Source organism: Acinetobacter sp. XS-4, assembly GCF_023920705.1.
Lineage (GTDB): Bacteria > Pseudomonadota > Gammaproteobacteria > Pseudomonadales > Moraxellaceae > Acinetobacter.
Window position 1 is genome coordinate 83,727 of sequence record NZ_CP094657.1, and the last position, 25,945, is coordinate 109,671.

Annotated in this window: 23 protein-coding genes and 1 pseudogene; 13 read left to right on the top strand and 11 right to left on the bottom strand. The window is 39.1% G+C overall.

Features of this window, described 5'->3' with window-relative positions; translation table 11 throughout:
• Positions 1-34 precede the first annotated feature (34 nt).
• The 4 genes from MMY79_RS00385 (at position 35) to murI (ending at position 4,557) form a co-directional block, all read left to right on the top strand.
• A complete protein-coding gene (locus MMY79_RS00385; protein WP_252611186.1) occupies positions 35-1,447 on the top strand; it encodes an amino acid permease in 1,413 nt (470 codons plus the stop codon).
• A gap of 51 nt (positions 1,448-1,498) precedes the next feature.
• Positions 1,499-2,704, top strand: a complete 1,206-nt coding sequence (hutI, locus tag MMY79_RS00390) for an imidazolonepropionase (protein WP_252611188.1) — start codon at positions 1,499-1,501, stop codon at positions 2,702-2,704.
• A gap of 10 nt (positions 2,705-2,714) precedes the next feature.
• On the top strand, positions 2,715-3,638 hold the full coding sequence (gene hutG / locus MMY79_RS00395) for a formimidoylglutamase (protein ID WP_252611190.1): 924 nt from the start codon (positions 2,715-2,717) through the stop codon (positions 3,636-3,638).
• A gap of 118 nt (positions 3,639-3,756) precedes the next feature.
• The gene (murI, locus tag MMY79_RS00400) at positions 3,757-4,557 is read left to right on the top strand and encodes a glutamate racemase (RefSeq protein WP_252611193.1); all 801 of its coding nucleotides are present in this window, start codon (positions 3,757-3,759) and stop codon (positions 4,555-4,557) included.
• 55 nt (positions 4,558-4,612) lie between these two features.
• Here murI and MMY79_RS00405 read toward each other — a convergent pair whose 3' ends face one another.
• The gene (locus tag MMY79_RS00405) at positions 4,613-5,833 is read right to left on the bottom strand and encodes a hypothetical protein (RefSeq protein WP_252611195.1); all 1,221 of its coding nucleotides are present in this window, start codon (positions 5,831-5,833) and stop codon (positions 4,613-4,615) included.
• A 952-nt stretch (positions 5,834-6,785) separates the two neighbouring features.
• Here MMY79_RS00405 and MMY79_RS00410 point away from each other — a divergent pair.
• Positions 6,786-7,080, top strand: a pseudogene (locus MMY79_RS00410) (hypothetical protein).
• A 227-nt stretch (positions 7,081-7,307) separates the two neighbouring features.
• On the opposite strand, the gene glmS reads toward MMY79_RS00410, so the two are convergent.
• From glmS to MMY79_RS00450, 8 genes are all read right to left on the bottom strand, one after another.
• Positions 7,308-9,146 carry a glutamine--fructose-6-phosphate transaminase (isomerizing) gene (glmS, locus tag MMY79_RS00415; RefSeq protein WP_252611197.1) on the bottom strand — a complete coding sequence of 613 codons (1,839 nt, stop codon included), beginning with the start codon at positions 9,144-9,146 and terminating at the stop codon, positions 7,308-7,310.
• Between the two features lie 12 nt (positions 9,147-9,158).
• Entirely contained in the window at positions 9,159-10,523 is a 1,365-nt protein-coding gene (gene glmU, locus MMY79_RS00420; RefSeq protein ID WP_005300484.1) for a bifunctional UDP-N-acetylglucosamine diphosphorylase/glucosamine-1-phosphate N-acetyltransferase GlmU, read from the bottom strand.
• A gap of 15 nt (positions 10,524-10,538) precedes the next feature.
• Positions 10,539-11,054: a phosphatidylglycerophosphatase A gene (locus MMY79_RS00425; RefSeq protein WP_133747300.1), complete on the bottom strand. Its 516-nt coding sequence runs from the start codon at positions 11,052-11,054 to the stop codon at positions 10,539-10,541.
• Positions 11,032-11,949 (bottom strand): thiamine-phosphate kinase, encoded by a 918-nt coding sequence (gene thiL, locus MMY79_RS00430; RefSeq protein ID WP_252611199.1) that lies wholly within the window; start codon positions 11,947-11,949, stop codon positions 11,032-11,034. Before thiL ends, MMY79_RS00425 begins: the two co-directional genes overlap by 23 nt.
• 16 nt (positions 11,950-11,965) lie before the next feature.
• Complete coding sequence (nusB, locus tag MMY79_RS00435; RefSeq protein ID WP_252611201.1) at positions 11,966-12,415, bottom strand: transcription antitermination factor NusB; 450 nt, start codon at positions 12,413-12,415, stop codon at positions 11,966-11,968.
• A gap of 3 nt (positions 12,416-12,418) precedes the next feature.
• Positions 12,419-12,889, bottom strand: coding sequence for a 6,7-dimethyl-8-ribityllumazine synthase (ribE, locus tag MMY79_RS00440; RefSeq protein ID WP_002119264.1), 471 nt, complete (start codon positions 12,887-12,889; stop codon positions 12,419-12,421).
• Between the two features lie 11 nt (positions 12,890-12,900).
• On the bottom strand, positions 12,901-14,022 hold the full coding sequence (gene ribBA / locus MMY79_RS00445; protein WP_016139809.1) for a bifunctional 3,4-dihydroxy-2-butanone-4-phosphate synthase/GTP cyclohydrolase II: 1,122 nt from the start codon (positions 14,020-14,022) through the stop codon (positions 12,901-12,903).
• Between the two features lie 240 nt (positions 14,023-14,262).
• A complete protein-coding gene (locus MMY79_RS00450) occupies positions 14,263-15,570 on the bottom strand; it encodes a hypothetical protein (RefSeq protein WP_252611203.1) in 1,308 nt (435 codons plus the stop codon).
• Between the two features lie 59 nt (positions 15,571-15,629).
• On the opposite strand from MMY79_RS00450, the gene serB reads away from it, so the two are divergent.
• From serB to MMY79_RS00465, 3 genes are all read left to right on the top strand, one after another.
• The gene (gene serB, locus MMY79_RS00455) at positions 15,630-16,853 is read left to right on the top strand and encodes a phosphoserine phosphatase SerB (RefSeq protein ID WP_252611204.1); all 1,224 of its coding nucleotides are present in this window, start codon (positions 15,630-15,632) and stop codon (positions 16,851-16,853) included.
• A 409-nt stretch (positions 16,854-17,262) separates the two neighbouring features.
• On the top strand, positions 17,263-17,598 hold the full coding sequence (gene aciT / locus MMY79_RS00460; RefSeq protein ID WP_004704819.1) for a ciprofloxacin tolerance protein AciT: 336 nt from the start codon (positions 17,263-17,265) through the stop codon (positions 17,596-17,598).
• Between the two features lie 251 nt (positions 17,599-17,849).
• Positions 17,850-18,329, top strand: a complete 480-nt coding sequence (locus MMY79_RS00465; protein ID WP_151963730.1) for an SCP-2 sterol transfer family protein — start codon at positions 17,850-17,852, stop codon at positions 18,327-18,329.
• A gap of 43 nt (positions 18,330-18,372) precedes the next feature.
• On the opposite strand, the gene dtd is transcribed toward MMY79_RS00465, so the two are convergent.
• The gene (gene dtd, locus MMY79_RS00470) at positions 18,373-18,816 is read right to left on the bottom strand and encodes a D-aminoacyl-tRNA deacylase (RefSeq protein ID WP_252611205.1); all 444 of its coding nucleotides are present in this window, start codon (positions 18,814-18,816) and stop codon (positions 18,373-18,375) included.
• Positions 18,817-18,984: 168 nt separating this feature from the next.
• Between dtd and pncB the strand changes: the two genes are divergently transcribed.
• The 4 genes from pncB to MMY79_RS00490 all read left to right on the top strand — a co-directional run bounded on the left by pncB (position 18,985) and on the right by MMY79_RS00490 (position 23,691).
• A complete protein-coding gene (pncB, locus tag MMY79_RS00475; protein WP_198078361.1) occupies positions 18,985-20,199 on the top strand; it encodes a nicotinate phosphoribosyltransferase in 1,215 nt (404 codons plus the stop codon).
• Between the two features lie 147 nt (positions 20,200-20,346).
• The gene (locus MMY79_RS00480) at positions 20,347-21,195 is read left to right on the top strand and encodes a rhodanese-like domain-containing protein (RefSeq protein WP_252611206.1); all 849 of its coding nucleotides are present in this window, start codon (positions 20,347-20,349) and stop codon (positions 21,193-21,195) included.
• The gene (gene asd / locus MMY79_RS00485) at positions 21,192-22,043 is read left to right on the top strand and encodes an archaetidylserine decarboxylase (protein WP_252611207.1); all 852 of its coding nucleotides are present in this window, start codon (positions 21,192-21,194) and stop codon (positions 22,041-22,043) included. The genes MMY79_RS00480 and asd overlap by 4 nt, the downstream gene beginning before the upstream one ends.
• Before the next feature lie 427 nt (positions 22,044-22,470).
• Positions 22,471-23,691 carry an acetamidase/formamidase family protein gene (locus MMY79_RS00490; protein WP_252611208.1) on the top strand — a complete coding sequence of 407 codons (1,221 nt, stop codon included), beginning with the start codon at positions 22,471-22,473 and terminating at the stop codon, positions 23,689-23,691.
• Positions 23,692-23,721: 30 nt separating this feature from the next.
• On the opposite strand, the gene MMY79_RS00495 is transcribed toward MMY79_RS00490, so the two are convergent.
• The gene (locus tag MMY79_RS00495) at positions 23,722-24,483 is read right to left on the bottom strand and encodes an AcfC family putative adhesin (RefSeq protein WP_252613395.1); all 762 of its coding nucleotides are present in this window, start codon (positions 24,481-24,483) and stop codon (positions 23,722-23,724) included.
• 242 nt (positions 24,484-24,725) lie between these two features.
• Between MMY79_RS00495 and MMY79_RS00500 the strand changes: the two genes are divergently transcribed.
• On the top strand, positions 24,726-25,922 hold the full coding sequence (locus MMY79_RS00500) for an alpha/beta fold hydrolase (protein ID WP_252611210.1): 1,197 nt from the start codon (positions 24,726-24,728) through the stop codon (positions 25,920-25,922).
• Positions 25,923-25,945 lie beyond the last annotated feature (23 nt).

Sequence of the window (25,945 nt, forward strand, 5' to 3'; positions counted from 1 at the left end):
TCTAACTAAATTTCCTCAAGGATTGGAGATTATAATGTCACAAAACTCCACACTACAGCGGGGATTGAACACCCGCCATATTCGTTTCTTGGCATTGGGCTCAGCAATTGGAACTGGGCTTTTCTATGGTTCGGCTACCGCTATTAAAATGGCGGGGCCTTCAGTATTGTTGGCGTATATCGTTGCAGGGATTGCAATTTATATCGTTATGCGCGCACTGGGTGAAATGGCTGTCCATAACCCAGTATCCGGTTCATTTAGTCACTATGCATCACAATACATTAGTCCTTTGGCAGGTTTTACTACGGGCTGGACTTATGTTTTTGAAATGGTGATTGTAGCGATTGCCGATGTCACCGCGTTTGGTATTTATATGGGGTTCTGGTATCCCGATGTGCCACGGTGGATCTGGATTTTATCTCTCATTATGTTCTTGGGTGCCATTAACCTGATTCACGTTAAAGTCTTTGGTGAACTCGAATTCTGGTTGTCCATTATAAAAGTTACTGCCATTGTCGCGATGATTGTAGGCGGAATAGGCTTAATGTTCTATGGCTTCCATGCTGACCATAGCAGTGTGGTACCTGGGCTTCAAAACTTATGGATTTATGATGGCTTTATGCCACATGGTATTGCTGGTTTAGTTGCATGTTTATCTGTCGTTGTATTTGCTTTCGGTGGTATCGAAATTATCGGTTTAACTGCTGGCGAATCACAAGACCCGAAAACCACTTTGCCAAAAGCAATTAATGCTGTTCCAGTACGTATTTTACTTTTCTATGTACTGACCATTTTTGTTTTGATGTCGATTTTCCCATGGAATCAAATTGGTAGCCAAGGTAGCCCATTTGTACAAATTTTTGAAAATTTAGGCATTAAGTCTGCTGCGAATATTCTAAATATTGTTGTGGTAACTGCTGCGATTTCAGCAATTAATAGTGATGTATTTGGCGCTGGCCGTATGCTTTACGGTATGGCAAATCGTGGTCAAGCACCTCGCATTTTCCAAAAATTATCGCGTAATGGTGTGCCTTGGATGACTGTTGTGGTTATGGCTGGCGTGCTGTTAATTGGCGTGGTGCTGAACTATCTGATTCCTGAAAATGTATTCATGATCATTGCATCAATTGCGACTTTTGCAACGGTTTGGGTGTGGCTCATGATTTTGCTTTCGCAAGTTGCGATGCGCCGTAAATTATCTACTGCTGAAATTAAAGCACTTGATTTCCCTGTATGGGGTTGGCCAGTTGCACCTGCGTTCGCGATTGGTTTTATGGTGTTTATTTTAGTGATGATGGGTTATTTCCCTGATTCACGTCCTGCAATTTATGTCGGAATAACATGGCTTGCACTCTTAACTATTGCTTATCGCATATGGGTAAAACCACAGCAAAACTTGGGAAAGGAAAGTAATCCTATCCAGCAAAATGTTGAGATAGAAAGCTAACAAATGAACTGCCCAATGGTTTAACTATTGGGTAGTTTTGAGGAAAGGCTCATGAAAAAACTTTGGCAAAATTGCCACATTGCGACCATGCAAAATGGGCAATACTCCTACATTGAAGATGCTGCAATTGTTACCGAAGGGCATCTCATTCAATGGATTGGAAAACAACAACAACTTCCCACCGACACTTATTCCGAAACAGTTGACTTAAAAGGCGCTTGGGTGACCCCAGGGTTCATCGACTGTCATACGCATAGTGTATTTGGTGGCAACCGTAGTGTTGAGTTTGAAAAACGCTTACAAGGCGTAAGTTATGCTGAAATTGCAGCAAGCGGTGGTGGTATTGCCAGTACAGTACGTGCAACCCGAGAAGCAAGTGAAGAACAATTACTGAAATCAGCCCTTAAGCGTATTCGTTGCATGCAACAAGATGGTGTCACCACTATCGAAATTAAGTCTGGTTACGGACTCAATTACGAAAATGAGCGCAAAATGCTGCGTGTGATCCGTCAAATTGGTGAAGCTTTACCAATGACGGTAAAAAGTACTTGCTTGGCTGCGCATGCTTTACCGCCAGAGTACAAAGATCAAAGCGATGCATATATTGAGCATATTTGCACGGAAATGTTGCCTAAATTGCATGCTGAAGGTTTAGTCGATGCAGTTGATGCGTTCTGCGAGCATTTAGCATTTTCACCTGCTCAGGTCGAACGTGTTTTTAAAACAGCACAATCATTGGGTCTACCCGTTAAGCTTCATGCTGAACAGCTTTCATCGCTAGGTGGTTCAAGCTTGGCAGCACGTTATCATGCTTTGTCAGCAGACCATTTAGAGTACATGACCGAAGATGATGTCAAAGCCATGGCAGAGTCGGGCACGGTTGCAGTGTTACTACCGGGTGCCTTTTATTTATTACGTGAAACACAATATCCACCGATTGAAAGTCTGATTAAACATGGCGTGCGTATTGCGCTGTCGAGTGATTTAAATCCGGGGACATCTCCAGCACTTTCTGTACGTTTAATGCTCAACATGGGCAGTACGCTCTTCCGTTTAACGCCAGAGCAGGCATTAGCTGGTGTCACCATTCATGCTGCACAAGCGCTCGGTTTAGAGCAAACACACGGCAGTTTAGAGCAGGGTAAAGTCGCTGACTTTGTGGCTTGGGATATTGAGCATCCATCTGAAATTGTTTACTGGCTTGGCGGAGATTTGCCTAAGCGAGTCATTCAGCATGGACAAGAAGTTATTTTTTAAACGGTGTCATATGAATCACACATTTAAATGGCAAGGCCGCCATGATGGCGAAGGTGAAGCACACCAACGTATTCACCATATTATGAATAAAACCCAACATGCCGAATTTGCGCTGATTGGTTTTAGCTCTGATGAAGGCGTGAAACGTAATAAAGGTCGAGTCGGTGCTGCCGATGCGCCAGATGCAATCCGTAATCAGCTTGCCAATTTACCTATCCATCGTCCAGTGAGTATGGTCGATTTAGGTACAGTAACTTGTGAATATGGCAATTTAGAGCAAGCCCAAACCGAGTTGGCGGAGCAAGTCGCAACTAGCCTACAAAATGGTTTAAAACCTATTGTACTTGGTGGTGGACATGAAGTTGCATTTGGTAGCTTTAGCGGCTTATTCCAATATGTACAAGCTCACGCACCAGATAAAAAAATAGGCATTATTAATTTCGATGCCCATTTTGATTTGCGTGAAGCAGAGCATGCCACCTCTGGAACACCTTTTTTACAAGCAGCGCGACTTTCAGAACAGCATCAAAAACAATTTAATTATTTATGTATTGGGGTCGCCAACCATGCCAATACTAAAGTTTTGTTTGATACAGCCGATGCGCTAAATTGTTCATATTTACGCGATCATGAGGTTAATATTTTTAACCTAAACAACGTGCTTGCGGCGGTTGATGCTTTTATTGAAAAAGTAGACTGTTTGTACGTTACGATTGATTTAGATGTCTTTGCTGCTGCGGTTGCACCTGGTGTAAGTGCGCCAGCTGTAAAAGGAATTGATTTAGCCACTTTTGAGGCAATTTTTAAGCATCTTCAAGAGAGCGGCAAGATCAAACTTTTAGATATTGCCGAGTGCAATCCAAAATTTGATTTAGATAATAGAACAGCAAAACTGGCTGCATATATTGTTTATCAATACTTATTTAATCAATAAGTTAAATAATATGATTTTAAGTCAGGTCTTCAGTTAAGGCCTGATTTAAAAGGGCACTAAAAATATAATATAATAATGAAAAATAGAGTTTCTTTTAGAATTTTAAATTGGAAAAATAATGGACCAGAAGAATAACCCGATTGGAATGATTGATTCTGGTTTAGGTGGGCTGTCTCTATTTAAATACATTCGGCAGGCGCTTCCGAATGAAGATATTATTTACTTTGCAGACTCAAAATATGTTCCTTATGGCGACAAAGATAGCGACTGGATTGTTTCAAGAACTACTCATTTAATCTCAAATCTTATAAATGACGGGAATTGCAAAGCGATTGTTGTTGCTTGTAATACGATGACTGCTGTAGCGATTGAAACGATTAGAGCGCAAATTAATGTGCCACTTATTGCCATAGAACCCGCGGTAAAACCTGCTGTAGCAATCACACAAAGTAAGCATATTGCTGTCTTGGCAACTGCAACTACGGTTAAAGGAAAAAATCTAGAAAGTTTAATTGAGACTTACGCACAAGATATCAAAGTGTCTTTAGTGCCATGTATTGGTCTGGCCGAAAAAATTGAAAATGGCAAAGCGCATACTGCTGAGGTTAAAAGCTATCTAAAAAATATCTTAGATCCACTGGTAGAACAAAAGGTTGATACGATTATTCTAGGTTGTACACACTATCCATTTGTTTCAAATATTATTCAGGGTCTTGTTGGCTCTGATATCCAAATTATTGAGCCATCAGAAGCAGTTACAGCGCATTTAATCCGCCAGTTAAAGAAATATGATTTAAATTCACAAAGTCCAAATGAGGGGAGTCATATCATTTGGACCAGTTCAGACCCGTTGGAAGTTGCGGATGTTAGTTTTTCTTTGTTAGGTAAGCATTTACCTGTAAAAGATATTGCAATATAAATTTTATAAAGATGGTAAGAGAGCTTTCTCTTGCCATCTTATGTTCTAGCTCAAATTAAGCTCTTTTAAGTTCCCAATGCTGACTTGGGTCATCAGATCGATGACTGATATATACATGCGTATCACCTAAGCATGTCAGTACTGCATCTGGTTTACCTTCTACAAAGATATAGCCATCTTCAAATGCCCACTTAGTTTGATACTGACGACCAGCGCCTTGTAAGAAAATATCACCACCATACACATTAACTGCTTGTAATTCTTTACCATTGGTACTGTTTAATGCTGTTTGGAGCTGCTCAAAAGACTCATTTGACTTTAAGCCTGTCTGCAAAATCTTTTTGGCAGTATTTATATTTTTTTCATTGGTACTTAAATTGAGGGCTTTGCTAAGTTCGTGAATAATTTTTACTGCTTCTTTTTGAGGGTCTTCTACATTTTTAAACTCTGTCTGTACTTTATTTTGTAGTTTCTCAAGATTATCTTTTTTAAGATTTTCTAGAAGACGATTAATATTTTGATGTCTTAAATGCAACCTGAACTGTGAATATGAACTCCAATCTTTTTGATCCAAGATATCTAATTGAATAGAGACAAGAATGATCTTATAGAGTTGTTCATTGTGCTGAGTGAAAGGATTTGCGGACAAACCTTCAAGTTCAGGAATATTTAAACCTAGAAAAGGAGAGGAAGCATATTCGTGGAACTTCTGCTCAATGCCACGAAGTGCATCATGAGCCAATGCATTGTTTAAATATTCATCTAACTTTTTATCATCAAGTTTACCAATCAGTTCCGATTTAATCGTTTCTTCGCCATTAATATCAATAAATGTTTCTAATAAATGAACAGTATCCAGAAAATCACTGGTTCTTAAGTGAGCTAGGGTTTGTTCATCTTGTTTTGGTAAAAGCTCAAGAAAGTTTTCTAAGTCTTTATCTAATAATTTATAGGCAACTGGCTTTGCCTCAACAGAAGCGCCTAATACCCAACTAGAACGGATATCTTTAACTTTGTTGTATAGCATATTCACTCTGTAACCCCAACTGTCTGCGTGACTGTCAAAATACCAAAGCTCTTCTTCTATGTTTTTAACCTTGTCATGTACCGTAAATAGTCGGTCATTTGTATGAGAGTAAGCTAACTTACCCGTTTCACCACGTGCAGTTACTGCATCTTGTAAACTATGGGTTTGGCCACCGTATTGACTTGCGATACATGCACCTGTCGCTTTGTTAACGATTCTAAAGTTTCCTTCTGGGAATCCGTTAGCCATGATAAGTCACTCCTTATAATTAGAAAGTTTTTGTAATTGTCGAAATTAATAGTTATCAAGTAAATTTCGAAGCGTGATTTATACCATAATTTCCCACATATAAACCCAACTGTTTTTGTTGGTTTTTGTATATAACATATTGATTTAATTGTATTTATTAGAATTGCTTAATAAAAGGCTGCCACTATGTTTTTGAGCTTTATGAACGCAATAAAAAATTCCAATATGTATTTCAAAGACATATCAGGCTTTTTAATAGATGAGTTATCAAAGTTATGGCTGCTTTGACAACGATATATTTTTAAATTACTTAACGATTAATCTATTTTATTAACTAAAAATATATAACCCAATTCTATATTTTAAATTTAATTAAAAGATGTAAATATAAAAATAAGGATAATATTATTTGAACATTAATTAAATTATTATATTTAAACTTTTTCATTAAAATAAATTGACGTTCTTTATTATACCGATTATTATTTCGTTGCTGGCCTACATTGCCAGACGGTTTTGACAGACCGTAAGTCCCCATAGCGGATTATAGTTCTACTATAAGTCGTTAGACCCTTGCGTCCCCTTTCTTTGCGGTAGGACGGAAGGGGGACGCCCCGTGCGTGCTGGTCTCTATGGGCACCAGTCTGTCAACCCTCTTTCGTTCTGCCACCCTAATCAATTGACGGTGATTTGGTGGTAGGACTCCATTTTTAAGGAGTTGGCTATGCCACTATTCAAACTCATTTTCTCTCTTATTTAACTATTTTATTTATTTAAAATTTGGGTTTTTGCAACCTTGTATTTTAAATTTATAATTTTTTTTATTTTAAAATCTTAATTATTTTATTTTCCTGTATTTGTGGGAGGATTAATTATTATTTAAAAAATATTTTAATATTTAACGAATAATATTTTTATTTTATTTAAAGATATAAATAATCATGAGAATAATATGAAATTTCATAAATTTATATTGTTTTTAAACCTTGTGGTCGGTGCTTACAGTATTACAAATGATGACGCCAATGCTCAGCAGGAATTTAAAAGAATTTGTTTGTCAGGTGAACACATGCAAGCCAGTTGCGATTGTATTTGCCAACAGCTTGAACAGGTTTATTCACCTCAAACCGTACAACGTTTAAAACACACCAGTTTGCAAAGTCCTGTTCTCCCACAGGACTTTGCCCCTAACTTGTTTAGCAGCATTCAACGCTGCAATAAAACTGAAATGGGCTAAGTTCGCTTAGCTCCTTTATCTCTGTGTCGCAATGATCTCTCAAACTTTAAATCAGCGCAAAAGTAAAAAGTCCGTTGTGGCACAGAGTCCTAGGGGAGTGTTCTCTATTTTCTTTCACGGGAAAGGGGCTGTGTAGCGATATGAATGCAATAAAAAAGCCCGATATGACTTACACATATCGGGCTTAATCAATCAGTTATTAAAGCAGGTGATGCCTTAATAATGATCTTTTTTGAATTACTCTACAGTTACTGACTTAGCCAAGTTACGTGGCTGGTCAACGTCTGTACCACGTAATACAGCAACGTGATAAGACAACAACTGAACTGGTACGCTATAAACAATTGGAGCTAGCCATTCGTTTACTGCTGGAATATGCACAACATGTTGACGGTCTTTTTCATTGATTCCGCTATTTTCATCAGCGAAAACAAATAATTCACCACCACGTGCCTGAACTTCTTCCATATTTGATTTTAGCTTATCAAGCATTTCATCATTTGGAGCAAGAATCACGATTGGCATTTCATTATCAACGAGTGCCAATGGCCCATGTTTTAACTCACCAGCCGCATAACCTTCTGCGTGAATATATGAAATTTCTTTCAGCTTTAATGCACCTTCTAATGCGATTGGATAATTCGTACCACGACCTAAGAATAAGCAGTGATTTTTTTCAACGAATAATTCAGACAAACGCAAAATTTCTGGGTCATTTTTAAGCGTATCAAGAATAACTTTCGGGCTGTGCCATAGCTCACGCGTAATTTCTTCAAGAACAGCAGGGCTAACACGTTGTTTAACTTGACCAATTTTTAAGATTAACAACATAAGCGCAGCGAGCTGAGTCGTAAACGCTTTAGTTGATGCAACACCAATTTCAGGACCCGCAAGAGTCAATAAGTGATGATCAGTTTCACGAACCATTGAAGACGTCGCAACGTTACAGATAGTCAAAGTCTGAATATCGATATTGTTTGCTTTCGCACGTTTTTGAGTTTCACGTAGTGCCGCTAAAGTATCAGCAGTTTCACCTGACTGTGAAATACAAATATAAAGTGTATTTTCAACAATTACAGGGGTGCGATAGCGGAATTCACTCGCGATTTCAACTTGGCAAGGCACACCAATCAGTTGTTCAAACCAATATTTCGCAATCATTCCTGAGTGGTAACTTGTACCACAAGCAATGATTTGTACGCTTTGAATTTTGTTGAAATCTGCTTCAGAATTTTTCAAGAAATCATCACGTAAACTGTTGCCATCAAGCGCTTGAGAAATAGTTTGCTTGATTGCTTCTGGTTGCTCATAAATTTCTTTGAGCATGTAGTGCTTGTATTCACCTTTTGATGCACTACTTACGGTTGCATCAAGCTCTCTTACTGGACGTTCAACAGGTTCGCCATTTACAAATACTTCAATTGAAGTGCGAGTAAGACGTGCAATATCACCTTCTTCTAGGTACATAAAGCGGTTTGTCACTGGTAAAAGTGCAAGTTGGTCTGAACTAATAAAGTTTTCACCAATACCTACGCCAATGACTAAAGGTGAACCTTCACGTACAGTAATGAGTTCATCTGGATAATCGCTGTGGATAATACCTAGCGCGTAAGCACCTTTAAGCTGAGGTACAACAGTTTCAACGGCTTCTAAAAGGCTATCTGTGCTTTTTAGAGCTTCAGCAACTAAGTGAGCAACAACTTCAGTATCTGTTTGAGAAGTAAAAACATAACCTAAAGCTTGAAGGTCATCTTTTAGTTCTTGATAGTTTTCAATGATACCGTTATGTACAACAGCAACCTTACCAGACATATGCGGGTGAGCATTGTTTTCAGTTGGCTTACCATGGGTTGCCCAGCGTGTATGCGCAATGCCGATAGCGCCTGTCAGTTGGTGTTCAGCAACTGCATCTGCAAGATTGATGACTTTACCTACACGGCGCTCACGTAAAATTTGTTGATTATTTAGTAAAGCAACACCCGCAGAATCATAACCACGGTATTCAAGACGTTTTAAACCTTCAATTAGAATTTCGGTTACACAACGCTCTGCAACGCCTCCGACGATACCACACATACTTCAATCCTCTTATTTTTTAACCTTTTGGGGACGTTGATAATTTGCTTTAGAAATTTGTTGCGCACGTTCAAAGGATAGACTTTGTTCAGCTACATCTTTCGTAATCACAGAACCCGCACCGACTGTTGCACCATTCCCAATGGTCACAGGAGCAACCAGCGAGCTATTAGAACCGATAAAAACTGCATCGCCAATAGTGGTTTTGTGTTTATTTGCACCGTCATAATTGCAAGTAATTGTACCTGCCCCAATATTTGATTCAGCACCAATTTCTGCATCACCTAAATAGGTGAAATGATTAGCTTTACTACCTAATCCAATTGATGTGTTTTTAACTTCAACAAAGTTGCCAATATGCACTTCATTTGCCAATTTAGCCCCTGGGCGCAAGCGTGCAAATGGTCCAATCTGAGCATTTTCACCTACAACTGCGCCATCAAAAACGCTATAGGCCTGAACTTTAGTGCCTGCTGCAATTTTGGTGTTCTTTAGAATACAGCCAGCGCCGATTTCTACAAAATCACCAAGCTCACATTCACCTTCAATAATAACATTGATGTCAATACGAACGTCTTGTCCAACTTTTACAGAGCCACGTAAATCAAAACGTGCAGGATCAAAGAACATTACGCCTTGCTGCATTAGCTTTTTGACTTGTTCTTGCTGGAACTGGCGTTCTAGAGCTGCAAGTTGTAAGCGGTCATTAACCCCTTCAACTTCAAAAGCAAGCTCTGGTTCAACAGAGGCAACTTCTAAGCCATCTGCAATTGCCATTGCAACGATGTCTGTTAGGTAATATTCACCCTGTGCATTTTCATTTGAAAGTTTAGGCAACCACTCATGAAGTTTTGCGTTGCTAACACAGTAAATACCTGTATTGAACTCTTTAATTTGGCGTTGTGCTTCATTTGCATCTTTATGTTCAACAATGGCTTGAATTTTGCCATCTTGGCGCACAATACGGCCATAACCTGTTGCATCATCTACAGTGAGCGTAACTAAGCCAATTCCTGTTTGGGTCGATGCATCTAATAATTTTTGTAGCGTATTAGCATTAATACATGGCACATCGCCTGATAAAATCAGTGAAACACCTTCTTTAGGAAGTACGGGCAAGGTCATTTGTACAGCATGGCCTGTACCAAGTTGTTCAGCTTGTTCAACCCATTGAACATTTTCTTGGGCAAATGTTTGTTGTACGCGGTCACCACCATGACCATAAATCGTAATAATATTTTTAGCTTGTAATTGTTTTGCTGTTTGAATGACATGCCCTAATAGTGGGCGACCTGCTAAAGGTTGTAATACTTTAGGAAGCTGAGAACGCATACGCGTTCCTTTGCCAGCAGCAAGAATAATGACAGTAGTTGACATGTATAACTCTAATGATTAAGTCAAATGGATAATAATTAGTGTACAAAGAGCAGCCCATACACCGGCAATAATATCGTCAAGCATGATACCAAAACCACCATGCACTTGACGATCAATAACACGTATAGGCCAAGGTTTCCAAACATCGAAAATTCGAAATAATATGAAGCCGACGATCACCCACATCCAGTTCATTTGTTGTAAATAAATGAGAGGAAGAAAGGTAATAGATTGCCCTGCAAATTCATCCCACACAATTCGACCATCATCGTGTACATCTATGACTTTTGCCGTTTGCCCACAAATATAAATTCCGACCAAGGACATGATAATCATCGCGATTAAGCTTAAGTTAAATCCAAGCGATAACCAGATCGGAACGAAGAGTAGGGCAAAGGCAGAGCCAAAGGTACCAGGGGCTTTAGGTGCGAGACCAGATCCGAAACCAACTCCACAGAAAACGATGCAGCGGTTGAACCAAGACATGTCTTTAAAATGAATCGGCGGCTTATGCAAAGTGTTGGTATCCATGAATTTGCAATGGGTAATCCGAACCCAAATGCTCAAAAGTTAGTTGAGTTTGCTCAACGATCTGTCCGATCATTGTAATCTTAATGTCTAGTTGTTTTTGCAAAAGTTTTTCATAATTTTGCGGTGTTATTGTAAAACATAATTCGTAGTCATCACCACCAGCTAGTGCATATTGCCAGCGCTGCTGTTCTGGTAGTTTTTCTAGCGTTGAATCAATCGGTAACTTTTCTAAAAATAATCGAGCACCGACATGCGAGGCTTTTAAAATATGGCCTAAATCTTGGGCTAATCCATCAGAAATATCAATCATGCTAGAAGCAAGGCCCTTCAACTGTTGTCCAAGCTGACAACGTGGTGTGGGGTAGTCTAGTCTTTTTTGTAATGGATGACCTAGGTGTTGTAAACCATAAGCTGCATCCCCAACTTGACCACTTACACAAACATAGTCACCGACTTTTGCACCTGAACGTAACACAGCTTGTCCAGCTTCAATCCAGCCCATTGCCGTAACCGTAATAGTCAGATGTGGACCTTGGGTTGTATCTCCACCAATGAGAGCAACACCAAATTGATTACAGCAGTCATAGATGCCTTGACTGAATCCTTCGAGCCATTCATGGTCAATGGTAGGTAGGCTTAACGCAAGTAAAATACTATGGGGTTTAGCACCCATGGCAGCAATATCTGAAAGATTTACAGCCACACTTTTCCAGCCAATTGCATGCGCAGAGGTATTCAGAGGAAAGTGACGACCAGCAACTAGTGTATCTGCACAGATCACCAATTGTTGATTTTGGGGAGGGGTGATTAAGGCTGAGTCATCTCCAATACCTAAGGTGACATCTGTATAAGATTGTCTGTTAAAGTATTGGTCAATAATAGAAAACTCAGCCATATCAACTTCAAACCTATTAGTTTGCTTGTTGTTTTTCAGCACTACGTAGTGTTGAACTTAAACGATCTAAAACGCCATTAATGTATTTATGGCTATCTGCTCCACCAAAGTGTTTGGCGAGTTCAATGGCTTCATCAAGAACTACACGATAAGGTACTTCTAAATGATCACGTAACTCATAAGCACCTAAACGTAAGGTTGCGAGCTCTACACCATCAAGTGCATCAAGTTCACGGTCAAGTACCGGAATGAGTAATGCATCAAGTTCGTCGCGTAGTGCAATCACTTGCGTTAATAGTTCGTGATAGTAATTTAAGTCTACCTTGTGCATGGCATTTTCAGCACGAGTACGTGCTTCGATTTCATGTACAGGATTGTGACTCATTTGCCACTCATAAATACCTTGTACAGCAAAACGACGTGCTTTGCGTTTTGCTGCATAAGCGGCTTGCAGTGTTTGAGACATGCTTTAAATTGCCTTTAATAAATTAACCATTTCAATTGCAGTTAAAGCAGCTTCGCTACCTTTGTTTCCTGCTTTTGTACCTGAACGTTCGATGGCTTGCTCGATGCTATCAGTAGTTAATACACCATTGATGACAGGCAAGCTGCTTTCTAACGCGACTACACCTAAACCTTTTGCACATTCACCAGCAACGAAGTCAAAGTGTGGTGTGCTACCACGAATAACTGCACCAAGTGCGATGATTGCATCAAATTGATTTGATGTAGCTAATTTTTTAGCAACAATCGGGAGTTCCCATGCGCCAGGAGCATGAATAACAGTAATGTTATCTTCATTTACACCATGACGTTTTAATGTGTCGATTGCACCATCCAATAAGTGTTCAACAACAAAACTGTTGAAACGACCCACTAAAATCGCATAACGTCCTTCGCTTGCGAGATGTAATAAACCTTCAATACGGCGAATTGCCATAGCAACCTCGATTATTTCGTTGTGATTTGATCAGCAGTGATATATTCCACTACTTCTAAATTAAAGCCAGATAAAGCATTGAAACGTAATGGTGAGCTAAGAAGCTTCATTTTTTCAACACCTAAGTCACGCAAAATTTGAGCGCCTACACCAATGGTTTGATATTGATGTGAAAGTGCTGCATTGGATTTCACCGGTTTCGGCTTATTTAAATCATCCAGCGCTGGTCCCAAGTCTTGCAAATGATCTTGCCCGATCCAGACTAAAACACCGCGATCACTCGCTGCAATTGTCTGTAGTGCACGGTCTAGATTCCACGCAGGTTCACCATCAGCTTTATTTAGCTTAAGTAAATCGCGAATTGGACTGAAACCATGTACACGTACTGTTGTAACACCTTCTTTTGGCTCGCCTTTGACTAAAGCCAAATGGATGTCCGGGTTACCAATCTCACGATAACGATAGAGTTCAAATGAACCATATTCTGTTTGAATGGTTTTTTGATCCAGACGTTCAACCGTTTGCTCATTGGTCATGCGGTAGTGAATCAAGTCCGCAATTGTACCAATTTTTAAGCCATGCTTCTCGGCAAAAATTTCTAAATCTGCACGGCGTGCCATTGTGCCATCTTCATTGATGATTTCACAAATGACAGACGCTGGTTCAAGACCTGCTAAGCGTGTTAAATCACAGCCCGCTTCGGTATGACCCGCACGATGTAGAACTCCACCTGGTTGTGCCATTAACGGGAAAATATGGCCCGGCTGTACAATATCACTTGGCTTTGCATGCGCTGCGACAGCAGCTTGAATTGTATGTGCACGCTCTGCTGCTGAAATACCAGTCGTAATACCTTCAGCGGCTTCGATTGATAAGGTAAAGTTTGTACTATGCTGAGCACCGTTTTGGTCAACCATCAACGGAAGGTTTAACTGCTTACAGCGCTCACGGCTTAACGTTAAGCAAACTAGACCACGTGCATGGGTAATCATGAAGTTAATATCTTCAGGACGAACATGCGTTGCTGCAATGACAAGATCACCTTCATTTTCGCGATCTTCGTCATCCATCAAGATAACCATTTTGCCTGCACGAATATCGGCGACAAGATCTTCAACACGACTCAGCGGCATTCGCTTTCACCTTTTTTTGTCGTTAGACAATTTCTATTTAATAAATTTTGCATAGTTTACGCTGTTTAGAGAATTTTGCCTATGATTCTGATTTATCCAACTTTGCAACGAGATAGAATAGATCCAGCTTTATTTATACAAATAAATCATAAGAAAATGGAATAATTTAAAATAAAAACAATGAATTTAAATAAAAAAAACCTAGCCAAAAGGCTAGGTTCTGATATACGCAGTTATTTTTTATGAAGCTGCACTACTTGGACTATCATTTTGTGGGATTGATTTTTTCCCCATCAAAATCTCAGTCCGAATATTTTGAGCAAGTTCAGCACACTCTGCATTCATGCCATTGATCATAAAGGCATGACGAGTCATCACATTACTTGGGTTTGGCATTGCAACCAGTTGATAGCTGTCTTGAATTGCCTTGAGTTGATCATTCTCAAGATATAAAGCAGATTCTTTTGCATGAAGATGCTGTGCTAAACGTTGAGCAGCCTCTTTCGCATCAATTTGCATCGCTTCTACAGCATTACAAGTTGCACTACGAGTTTGCAAAGCAAAGCGTTTATCTTCACGGTAACGTTTATATAAAACGTCAGAGAGCAATTGGAATACGGTTCCAATCATGAGTAAACACTCTATAGCGTGAGTATGCGAGGTTGAAATCGCAAGTGTAGCGCCGTCAGCATTAAATTCATTTACAACTTCAATGTCTGCTAACTTTAATTGGTAATGTTTCACGCATAACTCAATACTCTTGTTTAAAAAGAGCTGACAGAGTTTAAAGTACGGAACAGATACCGATTGGTTAACACTGCTTAATAACTGTTTAGGGTCATAAAACTGAATATTGAGTGCCAAAGTATGTTGATCAGCTGAATCTGAAGTTTTTTCGGCTTGTTGGCGGACTGCTGGTTTAGCTTTGGCTTGTTGCTGAGCTTGAGCAACCAACGTTACCGTATTTTGTTTTTCTAGAGCCAGTGCTTGAGTTAACTGCTGAATTTCATGTTTCAAGCGGTTTTCTTCGTTAATGCGTGCCAAGTATTCGCTACGAGTTGGACGAGCAATCGCGCGATAAGCAAGCCATAATAAAACATGCAAAAACAGAGAAGCTAAGATTGCCAGCCATTGAGTGCGCAGAATTTCACCAATACTTGGCTGAATAAGCGTAATCTCGATAGAGCCCACTTTCTTTTCGTTTTGCAAAGCATCGCGAGCAAAAATCTCACCTTGGCGAGTTTTTGAAATTCCGCTCGTTGCCAGCACTTGTTTGTTGGCATCAAGAATGCGAATAGACGCAACGCTTGGATTGGTCGCATAGCGATTGGCAATCAGAGCTAAAGACACCGTATTGGCAGGTTCTAGCTCAGATAAGCTGTCTGCAACGAGCTGACTGGTCATGAGCTGACCTTGACTAGCACGGTTTTCATTGAGCTGGTGTGTCGTTGCAATCACCAATAAAAAGGTATGCAATGCAAAACTAACGATCAGTAGGCTAGCAAATAGCCCTTGTCTAGGCGCAATCAAGTTAAACTTCCAAGGCAATTATATTGAAATTCGATTATGATTCTTACAATAGTTGTCACTCAGACTAGAGTCAATTCATGCGAGAAATCATTCTTATATCCTTTTTAGGACCAGACCAACCAAACCAGTTTACCCGATTAATGCAAGTACTATCCGTACATTCATTGCAAATACTGGATGTAGGTCAGGCTGTTATTCATAATCAACTCACATTGGGCATTGTAGTCGCTTCCGATAATGAAACTGCGACCGCATTGGCAATGAAAGAAATTCTGATTTTAGCACATGATATTGGCTTAACAGTGCGCTTTAAACCAATCACAGGCGCAGAATACGATCAATGGGTAACTGAAGGTGGTCGTACTCGTTATATCGTCACGGCTTTAGCCCCTGAACTCACTGCTGCACACTTACAAGCAGTTACACAAATTGTGTCTAGCCAAGGCTTTAACATTGAAACTGTTACCCGTTTATCGGGCCGTGTCGACTTTGAAAAGGATAGCGCATTCCCACGTCGTGCATGTGTACAGTTTGGTTTAAGTAGCGGTCCAACTTTAGATGCACAAGCTATGCGTGCAGCATGTTTACTTCTTTCAAGTGAATTAAATATTGATGTTGCTGTTCAAGAAGACAATGCTTATCGACGTAACCGTCGTTTAGTTTGTTTTGATATGGATTCAACACTCATTGAACAAGAAGTGATTGATGAGTTGGCGATTGAAGCAGGGGTAGGCGCACAAGTTGCTGAAATTACTGAAAGAGCGATGCAAGGTGAACTTGATTTTCAGCAAAGCTTCCGTGCTCGTGTTGCATTATTAAAAGGGCTCGATGCTGCTGTTTTACCTAAAATTGCAGAGCGTTTAACCATTACTGAAGGTGCAGAGCGTCTTATCTCGACCTTAAAAGCACTGGGTTATAAAACGGCAATTTTATCTGGTGGATTCCAGTATTTTGCTGAATATCTACAAGGTAAACTTGGTATTGATGAAGTTCATGCCAACATTTTAGATGTGCAAGATGGTTTTGTAACGGGTGAAGTGAAAGGTGCGATTGTTGATGGCGCCCGTAAAGCTGATCTATTACGCGAACTTGCAAATAAAATGGATATTTCTTTAGAACAAGCCATGGCAGTAGGCGATGGCGCAAACGATTTACCAATGCTTGCTATTGCAGGGCTTGGTGTAGCTTATCGTGCTAAACCTTTAGTTCGTCAAAATGCAAATCAGGCAATTTCAAGTGTTGGCTTAGATGGGGTGCTGTATTTACTTGGCATGCATGATAAAGATTTAAACCGTGCTTAACCTATAGGGCTAAGCTTTAAGCGCTACTTCAGAGTAGCGCTTTTTTTATGCAGAATAGTCATAAAAACAAGCATGTTATGCTCAAATCGTGCACAGAAAAAAGGCAATAAAAAAATCTGAAAAAAACTTATTTTGGTCCTTAAAAACAGCATATTTTTTTGTAATGACACGCCAGAATTGATGCCATATAGGAAATCGAACTTTTTGAATTTTACAAAAATGTAATGACAAAAGAATGTTGCGACAAAATATGTCGCATTAAGAAAAAACGGGTCTTTTTTTCTAAAAAAAAACATCCATAATGCATCCTAAGCTTCAACACAAATTATGAATTAAAGTTGTTTTTGGAATGAGGTCGGGTTTTTAAGACCGAATCTTTTTAGACGTTTTCATTAAGACGGAGGTTTCTATGGTAACAGCGAATTTTGCCGCTATCGCCGGATTCAGCTTGATCGCTGTCGCGCTTGTTGCTGTTTTCTTTTCTCCTTACCGTCGTTGGCTTGGTTTTATGCTTGCAGGGATGTTCTTTTGGGGGCTATTGGAAGTGGTCCGTTTTGGAGTTCAAGTCACTTTTGAAATGCCAGTCACATATAGTTATTTAACTGCACTAAGTCTAGCGATGGTAATGGTTACATTTGTTTTGTTACGTGAGGATAAACAGGCACAAAAGGCTTTGGCAAATCGCCAATATATAGAACACACGCCAGTATATGAAGATGATCAGCAGCAATGTTCTAGCCGATAATTAAATTGTTATCTAACGGTAAAGAGGTATGCACAGCATGCCTTTTTTATTTACGAAACGTGATTTTTATTATACAAAGCATTTATTAAAAAATAGCCAGTTATGCTAGGATATACGCGTCTGTTGACGTTTCATTTAGATTGCGTTGCCAGCTAAAAATTATCAGTTGATGCACAAAACACAGGCAACGGTATGTCCTTGCTGAGTTTTGCTATACAGTTTTCATAAAAATACAATAGGCGTGAATGTTCATGAAACTTTCTTCTATACCTGTAGTTAAATTACCTCTCGTTGATGTCAGTACAGACCCGTTAGATTTATTGGTAGCAGGTTTAGTGCTGCGTATGAAGCAATTGGCACGTACTAGCCCTAAGTTTATTGAATTGATTCATGACCGCGCGTTCCGTATTCAGATTGGTACGGATTTAGGTGTTGCACGTCAGATCATTATTAATAATGGACAGATTGATACTGTTGCAGGTGCAGCTGAAAAAGCTGACTTTATCTTGCAGTTTGCAGATAGTGAGCAGGGTGTAAAAACTTTGATTAAAGGTGACCCAACAGCATTTATGACAGGCATGCAAAACGGCAGTATTAAAATGGAAGGAGACTTCAGCCTACTCGTTTGGTTTAACCAAGTGGCTAGACTTATTCCACCTAAGTTGCCAAAACCAGTTAAAGAGAAAGTACGTCAAGCACGTGCTTTTATTAAAGAGAAAACTGGTCGTTAATCGCCAGATATAAAAAAACTCCCATTTGGGAGTTTTTTTATATCTACGCTTCGACTTCTAGATTGAACGTCACAGGGCCATCATTAATGAGATGAACCTTCATATCGGCTGCAAAAATACCGGTTTGAACTTTTTCAAATTGTGAATGGGTATATTCAACCAGCTGCTCATATAACGCTTTGGCATCTGCTGGTGGCATAGCTGGACCAAAATCTGGACGTAAACCTTTTTGCGTTTGAGCCATCAGGGTAAATTGTGAAACAAGCAGGATTCCACCATGTGCTTGAGAGACATTCCAGCCCATTTTGCCTTGTTCGTCATCAAAGATACGATATTTCAAAATCTTATCAATAAGCTTTTGGCCAATTGCTAAAGTGTCATCACGGCCGATGCCTAAAAAAACCAGTAGTCCGTGTTGGATTTCACCAGTAGTCTTACCGTCAACCACCACTTTGGCTTCAAGAACTCGTTGTATTAAAGCGCGCATAGTTAAAGCAAATTTCTGCAATTAATTGAATTGATTTAGTTTAGCAGAATTTAAATTAAATGATTTTTAAAAGGAAATTTCATGGAATTGCAACAATGGTCTAAAAGCTCGCAATTGATTTATAAAAATATGCTTTAATGCTAAGAAGCAAGCGAATAATCATTGACTATGTCTCCAATTATCCATTCTTTACTAGATACAGACTTGTACAAATTTACGATGTTACAAGTGGTTTTGCATAAATTCCCGCAAACCCATAGTGTCTATCATTTCCGCTGTAGAAATTTAGAAGACACAGTCTACCCACTAGTAGATATTCTGGATGATTTAAACGAGCAACTCGACTACTTATGTAGCCTTAAATATAAAGAAGACGAGCTTCAATATTTGCGTAAATTACGCTTTATAAAAAGTGACTTTGTTGATTATTTAGAACTATTTCAGCTGAAGCGACGCTTTATTCAGGCAAGCATCGATGCCGAAGGCCGTTTGGATATTCATATTGAAGGTCCGATGGTTCAAGCCATGATGTTTGAAATTTTTGTATTGGCAATTGTAAATGAACTTTATTTTAGCCGTATCAAAACCGATGAAGTATGGGCTGAAGGTGAACGCCGTTTAAAAGCCAAGCTTGAATTGATTCAGGAATATGAAAAAACACAAAAACCGAATGACCCGCCATTCTTAGTTTCTGATTTTGGTACACGTCGCCGTTATAGCTTCGTATGGCAAAAACATGTGGTGGCAGCCTTTCATAAAACAGTACCAAATGTGTTCCGTGGTACAAGTAATGTCTTGCTTGCAAAAGAGTTAAATATTACCCCAATCGGTACGATGGCTCATGAATTCCTACAGGCTTTTCAGGCACTTGATGTACGACTGCGTGATTTTCAAAAAGCTGCTTTAGAAACATGGGTACAAGAGTATCGTGGCGATTTAGGAATTGCCCTAACTGACGTCGTTGGTATGGATGCTTTCCTCAGAGATTTTGACTTGTATTTTGCGAAACTCTTTGATGGTTTACGTCATGACAGCGGTGACCCCTATGAATGGGGCGATAAGGCCTATGCGCATTATCGTAAATTAAAAATTGATACCAAAACCAAGATGCTGACTTTTAGCGATGGTCTTAATTTGCCAAAAGCATGGGAATTACATCAATACTTCAAAGATCGTTTTCAGGTAAGTTTCGGTATTGGAACTAATTTGACCAATGACATGGGCCAAAAGCCGCTCAATATTGTGTTAAAACTAGTCGAATGTAATGGTCAGTCGGTTGCGAAAATCTCTGATAGTCCCGGTAAAACTATGACTGATAACGATACTTTCTTGGCCTATTTACGTCAGGTTTTTGAAATAGAAGAACTTGAAGAAGTGGTTTAAGTAAAAAATAGTCTCACTATTTTGTATCTTTAAAAGTAAGAATGCCGATATCTGATTTTCTGCTAAAGAGTAGCAGAAAATCAGAGTTTGTTAGATATATGCTTATGCTAATATGAAATTATGCTGGTATAAAAAGAAACCATGACGATGACACTCCCGGATTTTAAACTCGATTTATTAATTGAAGCAGAAGAATTAGTACCGTATTTAGGCAATGAATATATTCGCATTGTAGATTTGAGCCGTGCGTCTGTTTATGAGCAACTTCATATTCCACATGCCATTCACTTACAGCCTAAATGGTTAGTAGCCCAACACGAAGAAGCCACTGGCATTTTGCCAGATGAAGCGGGTTTACAAGCACTGATTGAAAAATTGAATATTTCACCTAATCATCATGTTGTGGTCTATGACGATGAGGGCGGGGCATGGGCTGGACGTTTAATCTGGAATTTGCATTGCTTAGGATTCACCCGTACCAGTTTAATTAATGGCGGTATTCATGCGTGGTTAGGAGCTGGGTTGCCAACTACAGCAGAAGTCGAAAAAGTTTCTCCTGTTGCAGACTTAATTCAAATTGATTTATCACACACTGCTCAGTTTCGTGTGAACTATGAAGAACTACGTCAACAAGTTGAACAAGAAAATGTTCAATTGTGGGATTGCCGGACGAGTGATGAATATAGTGGGGTCCGTTTAGCAGCGCGACGCGGCGGTCACATTCCAAATGCCCTCCATTTTGAATGGAGTACTGCACTTAATCGTCAAAATCATCTAAAATTGCACCCGCTTGAACGCACGCGGCAGCGCCTTGAACAACTCGGGTTCGATTTACAGCAACCTGTAGTCGTGTACTGCCAGTCACATCACCGTTCTGGTTTGGCCTATATTTTGGCTAGGCTCTTGGGCTGGGAAGCCAAAGCCTATGATGGTGCGTGGAGTGAATGGGGCAATCGCCTCGATAGTCCTATTATTACTGGAGAATCACCGTCGTGAGTTTCACATCTCGATTAAAAAAAGAATTATTTATTAAGGCACAAAACCTTGTACCACAGCATCAATTGAGCCGTGTGGTAGGTAAAGTTGCTGCGAGTGAAAATCCAGTTGTAAAAACTGCTGTTATTCATGCATTTAAAACCAAATATGGGATTGATTTATCGATTGCTGAACAAGGCAATGCACTGAAATATAAATCTTTTAATGACTTTTTTACTCGTGCTTTAAAAGATGGTGTGCGTCTAGTTGACGAAAATACAGATAGCATTGTGTCACCTGCTGATGGTGCTATTTCTCAGATTGGTAAAATTACTGCGGGTGAAGTATTTCAAGCAAAAGGCCAAAGCTTCTCTGTAGAGAAACTCATTGGCGATCCTCAACTTGCTCAGCCGTTTCAAGAAGGCGAGTTCGCGACAGTCTATCTATCTCCACGCGATTACCACCGTGTACATATGCCGTTTGCAGGTACATTAACTGAAACTTTGTATGTACCAGGTGAGCTATTTTCGGTCAATCAGGTGACTGCTGAAAATGTACCGGGGCTATTTGCCCGCAATGAACGCATGGTGTGTTTGTTTGATACTGAACTTGGCCGTATGGCTGTTGTGTTAGTGGGTGCAATGATTGTTGCTGGTATTGAAACTGTGGCGACAGGTAAAGTGAAACCTTCAGGTCGTATCGAATTACAGCATCATCAGTTAAAGCTAGAGAAAGGTGCTGAGCTTGGACGTTTTTATTTAGGTTCTACAGCAGTTATTTTATTTGAAAAAGATAAGATCGAATGGGAACAACGTTTTAAAGCTGAGTCTGTGGTTGTAATGGGCGAGCGCATGGGACATACAGTTTAGTCACTTTTATAGCTCGTATCATACAAATAAGCCCTGAATTTAATTATTCAGGGCTTATTTTTTCTTTCAATTAATAAAAGTAAAATATATAACCATGTCTGAATTTATATTATATGTAAATGTAATTATTATTAAGTGATCTAATTTGGTACGTTATATAAGCTAGTCTATAAATATGTATATGAAGAGAGCAAAAATATTAATACGATTTAAAATTAATGAATAAAAATAGAAATAAATATTTAAGTTAGACTTAAGTCGTAGTTTTAGTTTTATTTAAAGATAAGTTATTAAATATAAAAAATTATTTATTTTTTTCTAAACGTGAAGCGCTTTTTAGATATTACACAGCCTTTAGCCTTGGCACAATGCTTGCTAACTATTCAAGACCTTACTGTAATTTTCATATTTTTTAGGTTCTGAAATCATGTTAAAAGTTAAACGCCTGACAGCTTCGGTTTTATCTGTACTTTGTATTTCACTCACTCATGCCAATGATTTTAAAGTTTTAAATCAAATTTCAAAACAGCCTACTCAACTTCAAAGTGGCGAATATAAAGGTAATTATTACGTTCCTTCTACTTTAAACACCATCATATGGGGTTATTTACCAAATCGGGACGCTAAACCCGTGCTTACTGTTCCGTCGGGCAGTGTTGTGACATTTGATACGGTTTCTCATGAGGGTTTGCTTGAAGACCAAGGACGTAACGCTGAAAAGTTCTTTCAATCGAAAGGAGTAAAATCTAATGAAATCTTGGAAGATGCAAAAAAAATTACGCAGTCAAATTTAAAGCATGATTTTCATAAAGATGGACCACATATTGTGACAGGCCCTGTTGCGATCGAAGGTGCACAACCCGGTGATATTTTGAAAGTTGAAGTGCTTAAAGTTGAGCCGCGTGTTCCTTATGGTGTTATTTCAAATCGACATGGTAAGGGTGCTTTAGTGGGGGAATTTCCTAAAAAAGCAAAGCAAGAAAATGCGTCGGCTGAGCATCCTGAACGTTATGGGAATGTCTCAATTTTCACACCAATTGAAAAAAATGCTCAAGGTGAATATGAAGGTGTATTAAAAACAGAATCGGGTAAATCAATACGTTTCCCGTTGTATCCTTTTATGGGAATTATGGGCGTAGCGGCAAATACTTCTGAGCCTGTGCATTCTGTACCACCTGCGATGTATGGTGGAAATATTGATATTAATGAACTAGGTGCAGGTTCAACAGCCTATTATCCGGTTCAGGTCAAAGGCGCATTATTCTATACGGGTGATAGTCATTTTGCGCAAGGGGATGGTGAAGTTGCATTAACTGCACTAGAAGCTTCAGCACGTGCGACCCTAAAATTTACCTTGCTCAAAGCAGGTAAAGATAAAATACCGGGTAAAGATTTAAAACAACCTTTAGCTGAAAATGCTGAGTTTTGGATTACGCCGGGACTTGATGAAGATTTAGATGAAGCCATGAAAAAATCTACACGTGAAGCTATTCGTTTCTTAAATCAAGAATATGGTATTGATGAAGCAACAGCGTATGCGTATTTAAGTGCCGCAACTGATTTTGAAGTTTCACAAGTTGTAGATAAAACCAAAGGCATTCATGCAAAAATCAGAAAAGCTGATTTTAAAGAATTTGAAAGTAAATAGTTAAAAAAGGGAGCTAGGCTCCCTTTTAAGTTATTTAGTCCAACCATATTTTTTGAAAATAATACTTCCTTGTTGAGACGATAAAAACTCTAAGAAACGTTTAGCTTCAGCATCTTTTAAACTATGTTTGGTTAAAGCAACACCCGTATCGCGATAGATAACCAGCTCTGGTTCGATAGGGATAATTTGCCCAACATCTGGATTACTAATTCCCCAAATATTAAAAACTAACCAAGCATCATAATTGCTATTTTCTTCCCAGTTTTTCTTGGCAATACCTGTGTTGGCTGCATAGGTGACAATATTTTTTCGAAAGGATTTGGTTAATTGGATATTGCCAGTTCTACCAGCAATATCCTCCCACATACCGACCTGACCTGCACCGTGAGTAACTAAAACTTTAATATTGGATTTAGCTAGGTCTTTAAATCCTTTAATATTTTTAGGATTTCCCTTACGTACTAAAATGGCTGCGGGACGTAAATATAAAGGTTCTACCGAGTCTTTTATAATTTGCTCAGAAAAAGCATTTTCGAAATCCGACATCATGGCTTCGGAACCACTATATATAACATCGGCATCTAGTTTCGCTTTGTCAGACCATTGAGAAGTAGGTCCAGACGTTACATGAACTGCTATACCCGTTTTATTGGTGAATTGTTTGGCGGCTTCTTTCATTGCGGGTGCTGGTCCACCAGGACCATATACTTGTACGTCTGCAAAGCTATAGATGGGTAGAGAACCGAGAATAAGACAAATCAGGTAGGGTATAAATTTATATTGTTTTGACATTTTAATCGCTATAGTCATTAGGAAAATATCAGCATATATTTTTATTATTGAAATGGGATTAATTTTTGCAACCATATTTATAATACGTTTCTTTAAAATATATTTTAATTAAATTTTAAGTGGTTATATATAAATGTAATTTATTTTGAGTTGAATATAAATCTAGATGATTTTATGGTAATTTATATTTTATAAATTAATTATTTAAATAGATGTATTGTAAATAATAGAGGATTAATCCCTTGATTAGAAAAACTAATTTTCTTTTAAAAATTTTATTTAGTAGCGCTTGTTTGGTGTCGGGCTCTGCTATGGCTGCTCCAATTACAGATTTGGGTAAGCAAATTGTGAGCGAAAAACCAGGTTCAATACTGTCTCTAGAACAGCAAGATGTGACGGATTTATTTCCTCATGCTGATCAGCGTTTGTTGGTCAATTATCGTAGTCGAGGTATTCAGGGCGAGCCCATTGTGGCATCGGCTTTTATTTTATTACCGAAAGGCACGCAGCCAAAAAATGGCTGGCCAATACTCGCTTGGGCGCATGGCACAACTGGAGTAGCTGATACTTGTGCACCTTCGGGTGATTATGTTGGTGGGCCAGTTCATTCATATCAAGAAGTGGCTTCTAAAGCTTTAGATGGTTGGCTTGCACGTGGCTATGCAGTTGTCGCACCTGATTATCAGGGTTTAGGTACGTCAGGTGGGCATCCTTATATGAATGCAAAGAGCCAATTGCATACAGTGGTCGATGCAGTGCGTGCATTACATTTACTTGAGCCCAAGAGTTTTAATAAACAGTGGTTGGTAATGGGTCACAGTCAAGGCGGGGCTGCGGCAATTGCTGTGTCTGCCTATGGTCAAAAAGATGCGCCCGAACTAGATTTAAAAGGGGCAATTGCTCTTGCGCCTGGCGGCTATCAATATGAAGGCATTGCAGAATATGTGCAGACCCATCCAAACCCAGAACCTAGTGTGGCAGCATTTTTCCCGATTGTGTTATTAGGAGCACAAGCAGCAGAACCAAGTATTGTTCCTGAGAATTTAGTCAGTCCAGAAATGAACGCAGTACTGACTCAAGGGCGCAGCCGTTGTTTATCTGAACTTCAGGCTGATTTGAAGAAATCTCCTTCTCACATATTTCGATCTGATGCGGACTTAAAGCCTCTTTTGACTTATCTAAAACAACAGTCCATTGAAAATATGGTACCTACCGTACCGTTAATGATTGTTCAGGGTTCTAAAGATCATTTAGTCGATCCTAGAGGGACATCTGCTTATTACCAGCAGCTATGTAAATTAAAAAAACCAACTATATATCAAACAATTGATGGTGGAGATCATCGCGATGCATTACGCCAGAGCAATACTTTTGCCACTAAGTTTTTAAATGTAATAGACAAAAATCAGACGAAATCATATTGTTCTAATTTTAAGTAAATTATTTTAAATAATACAAAAAA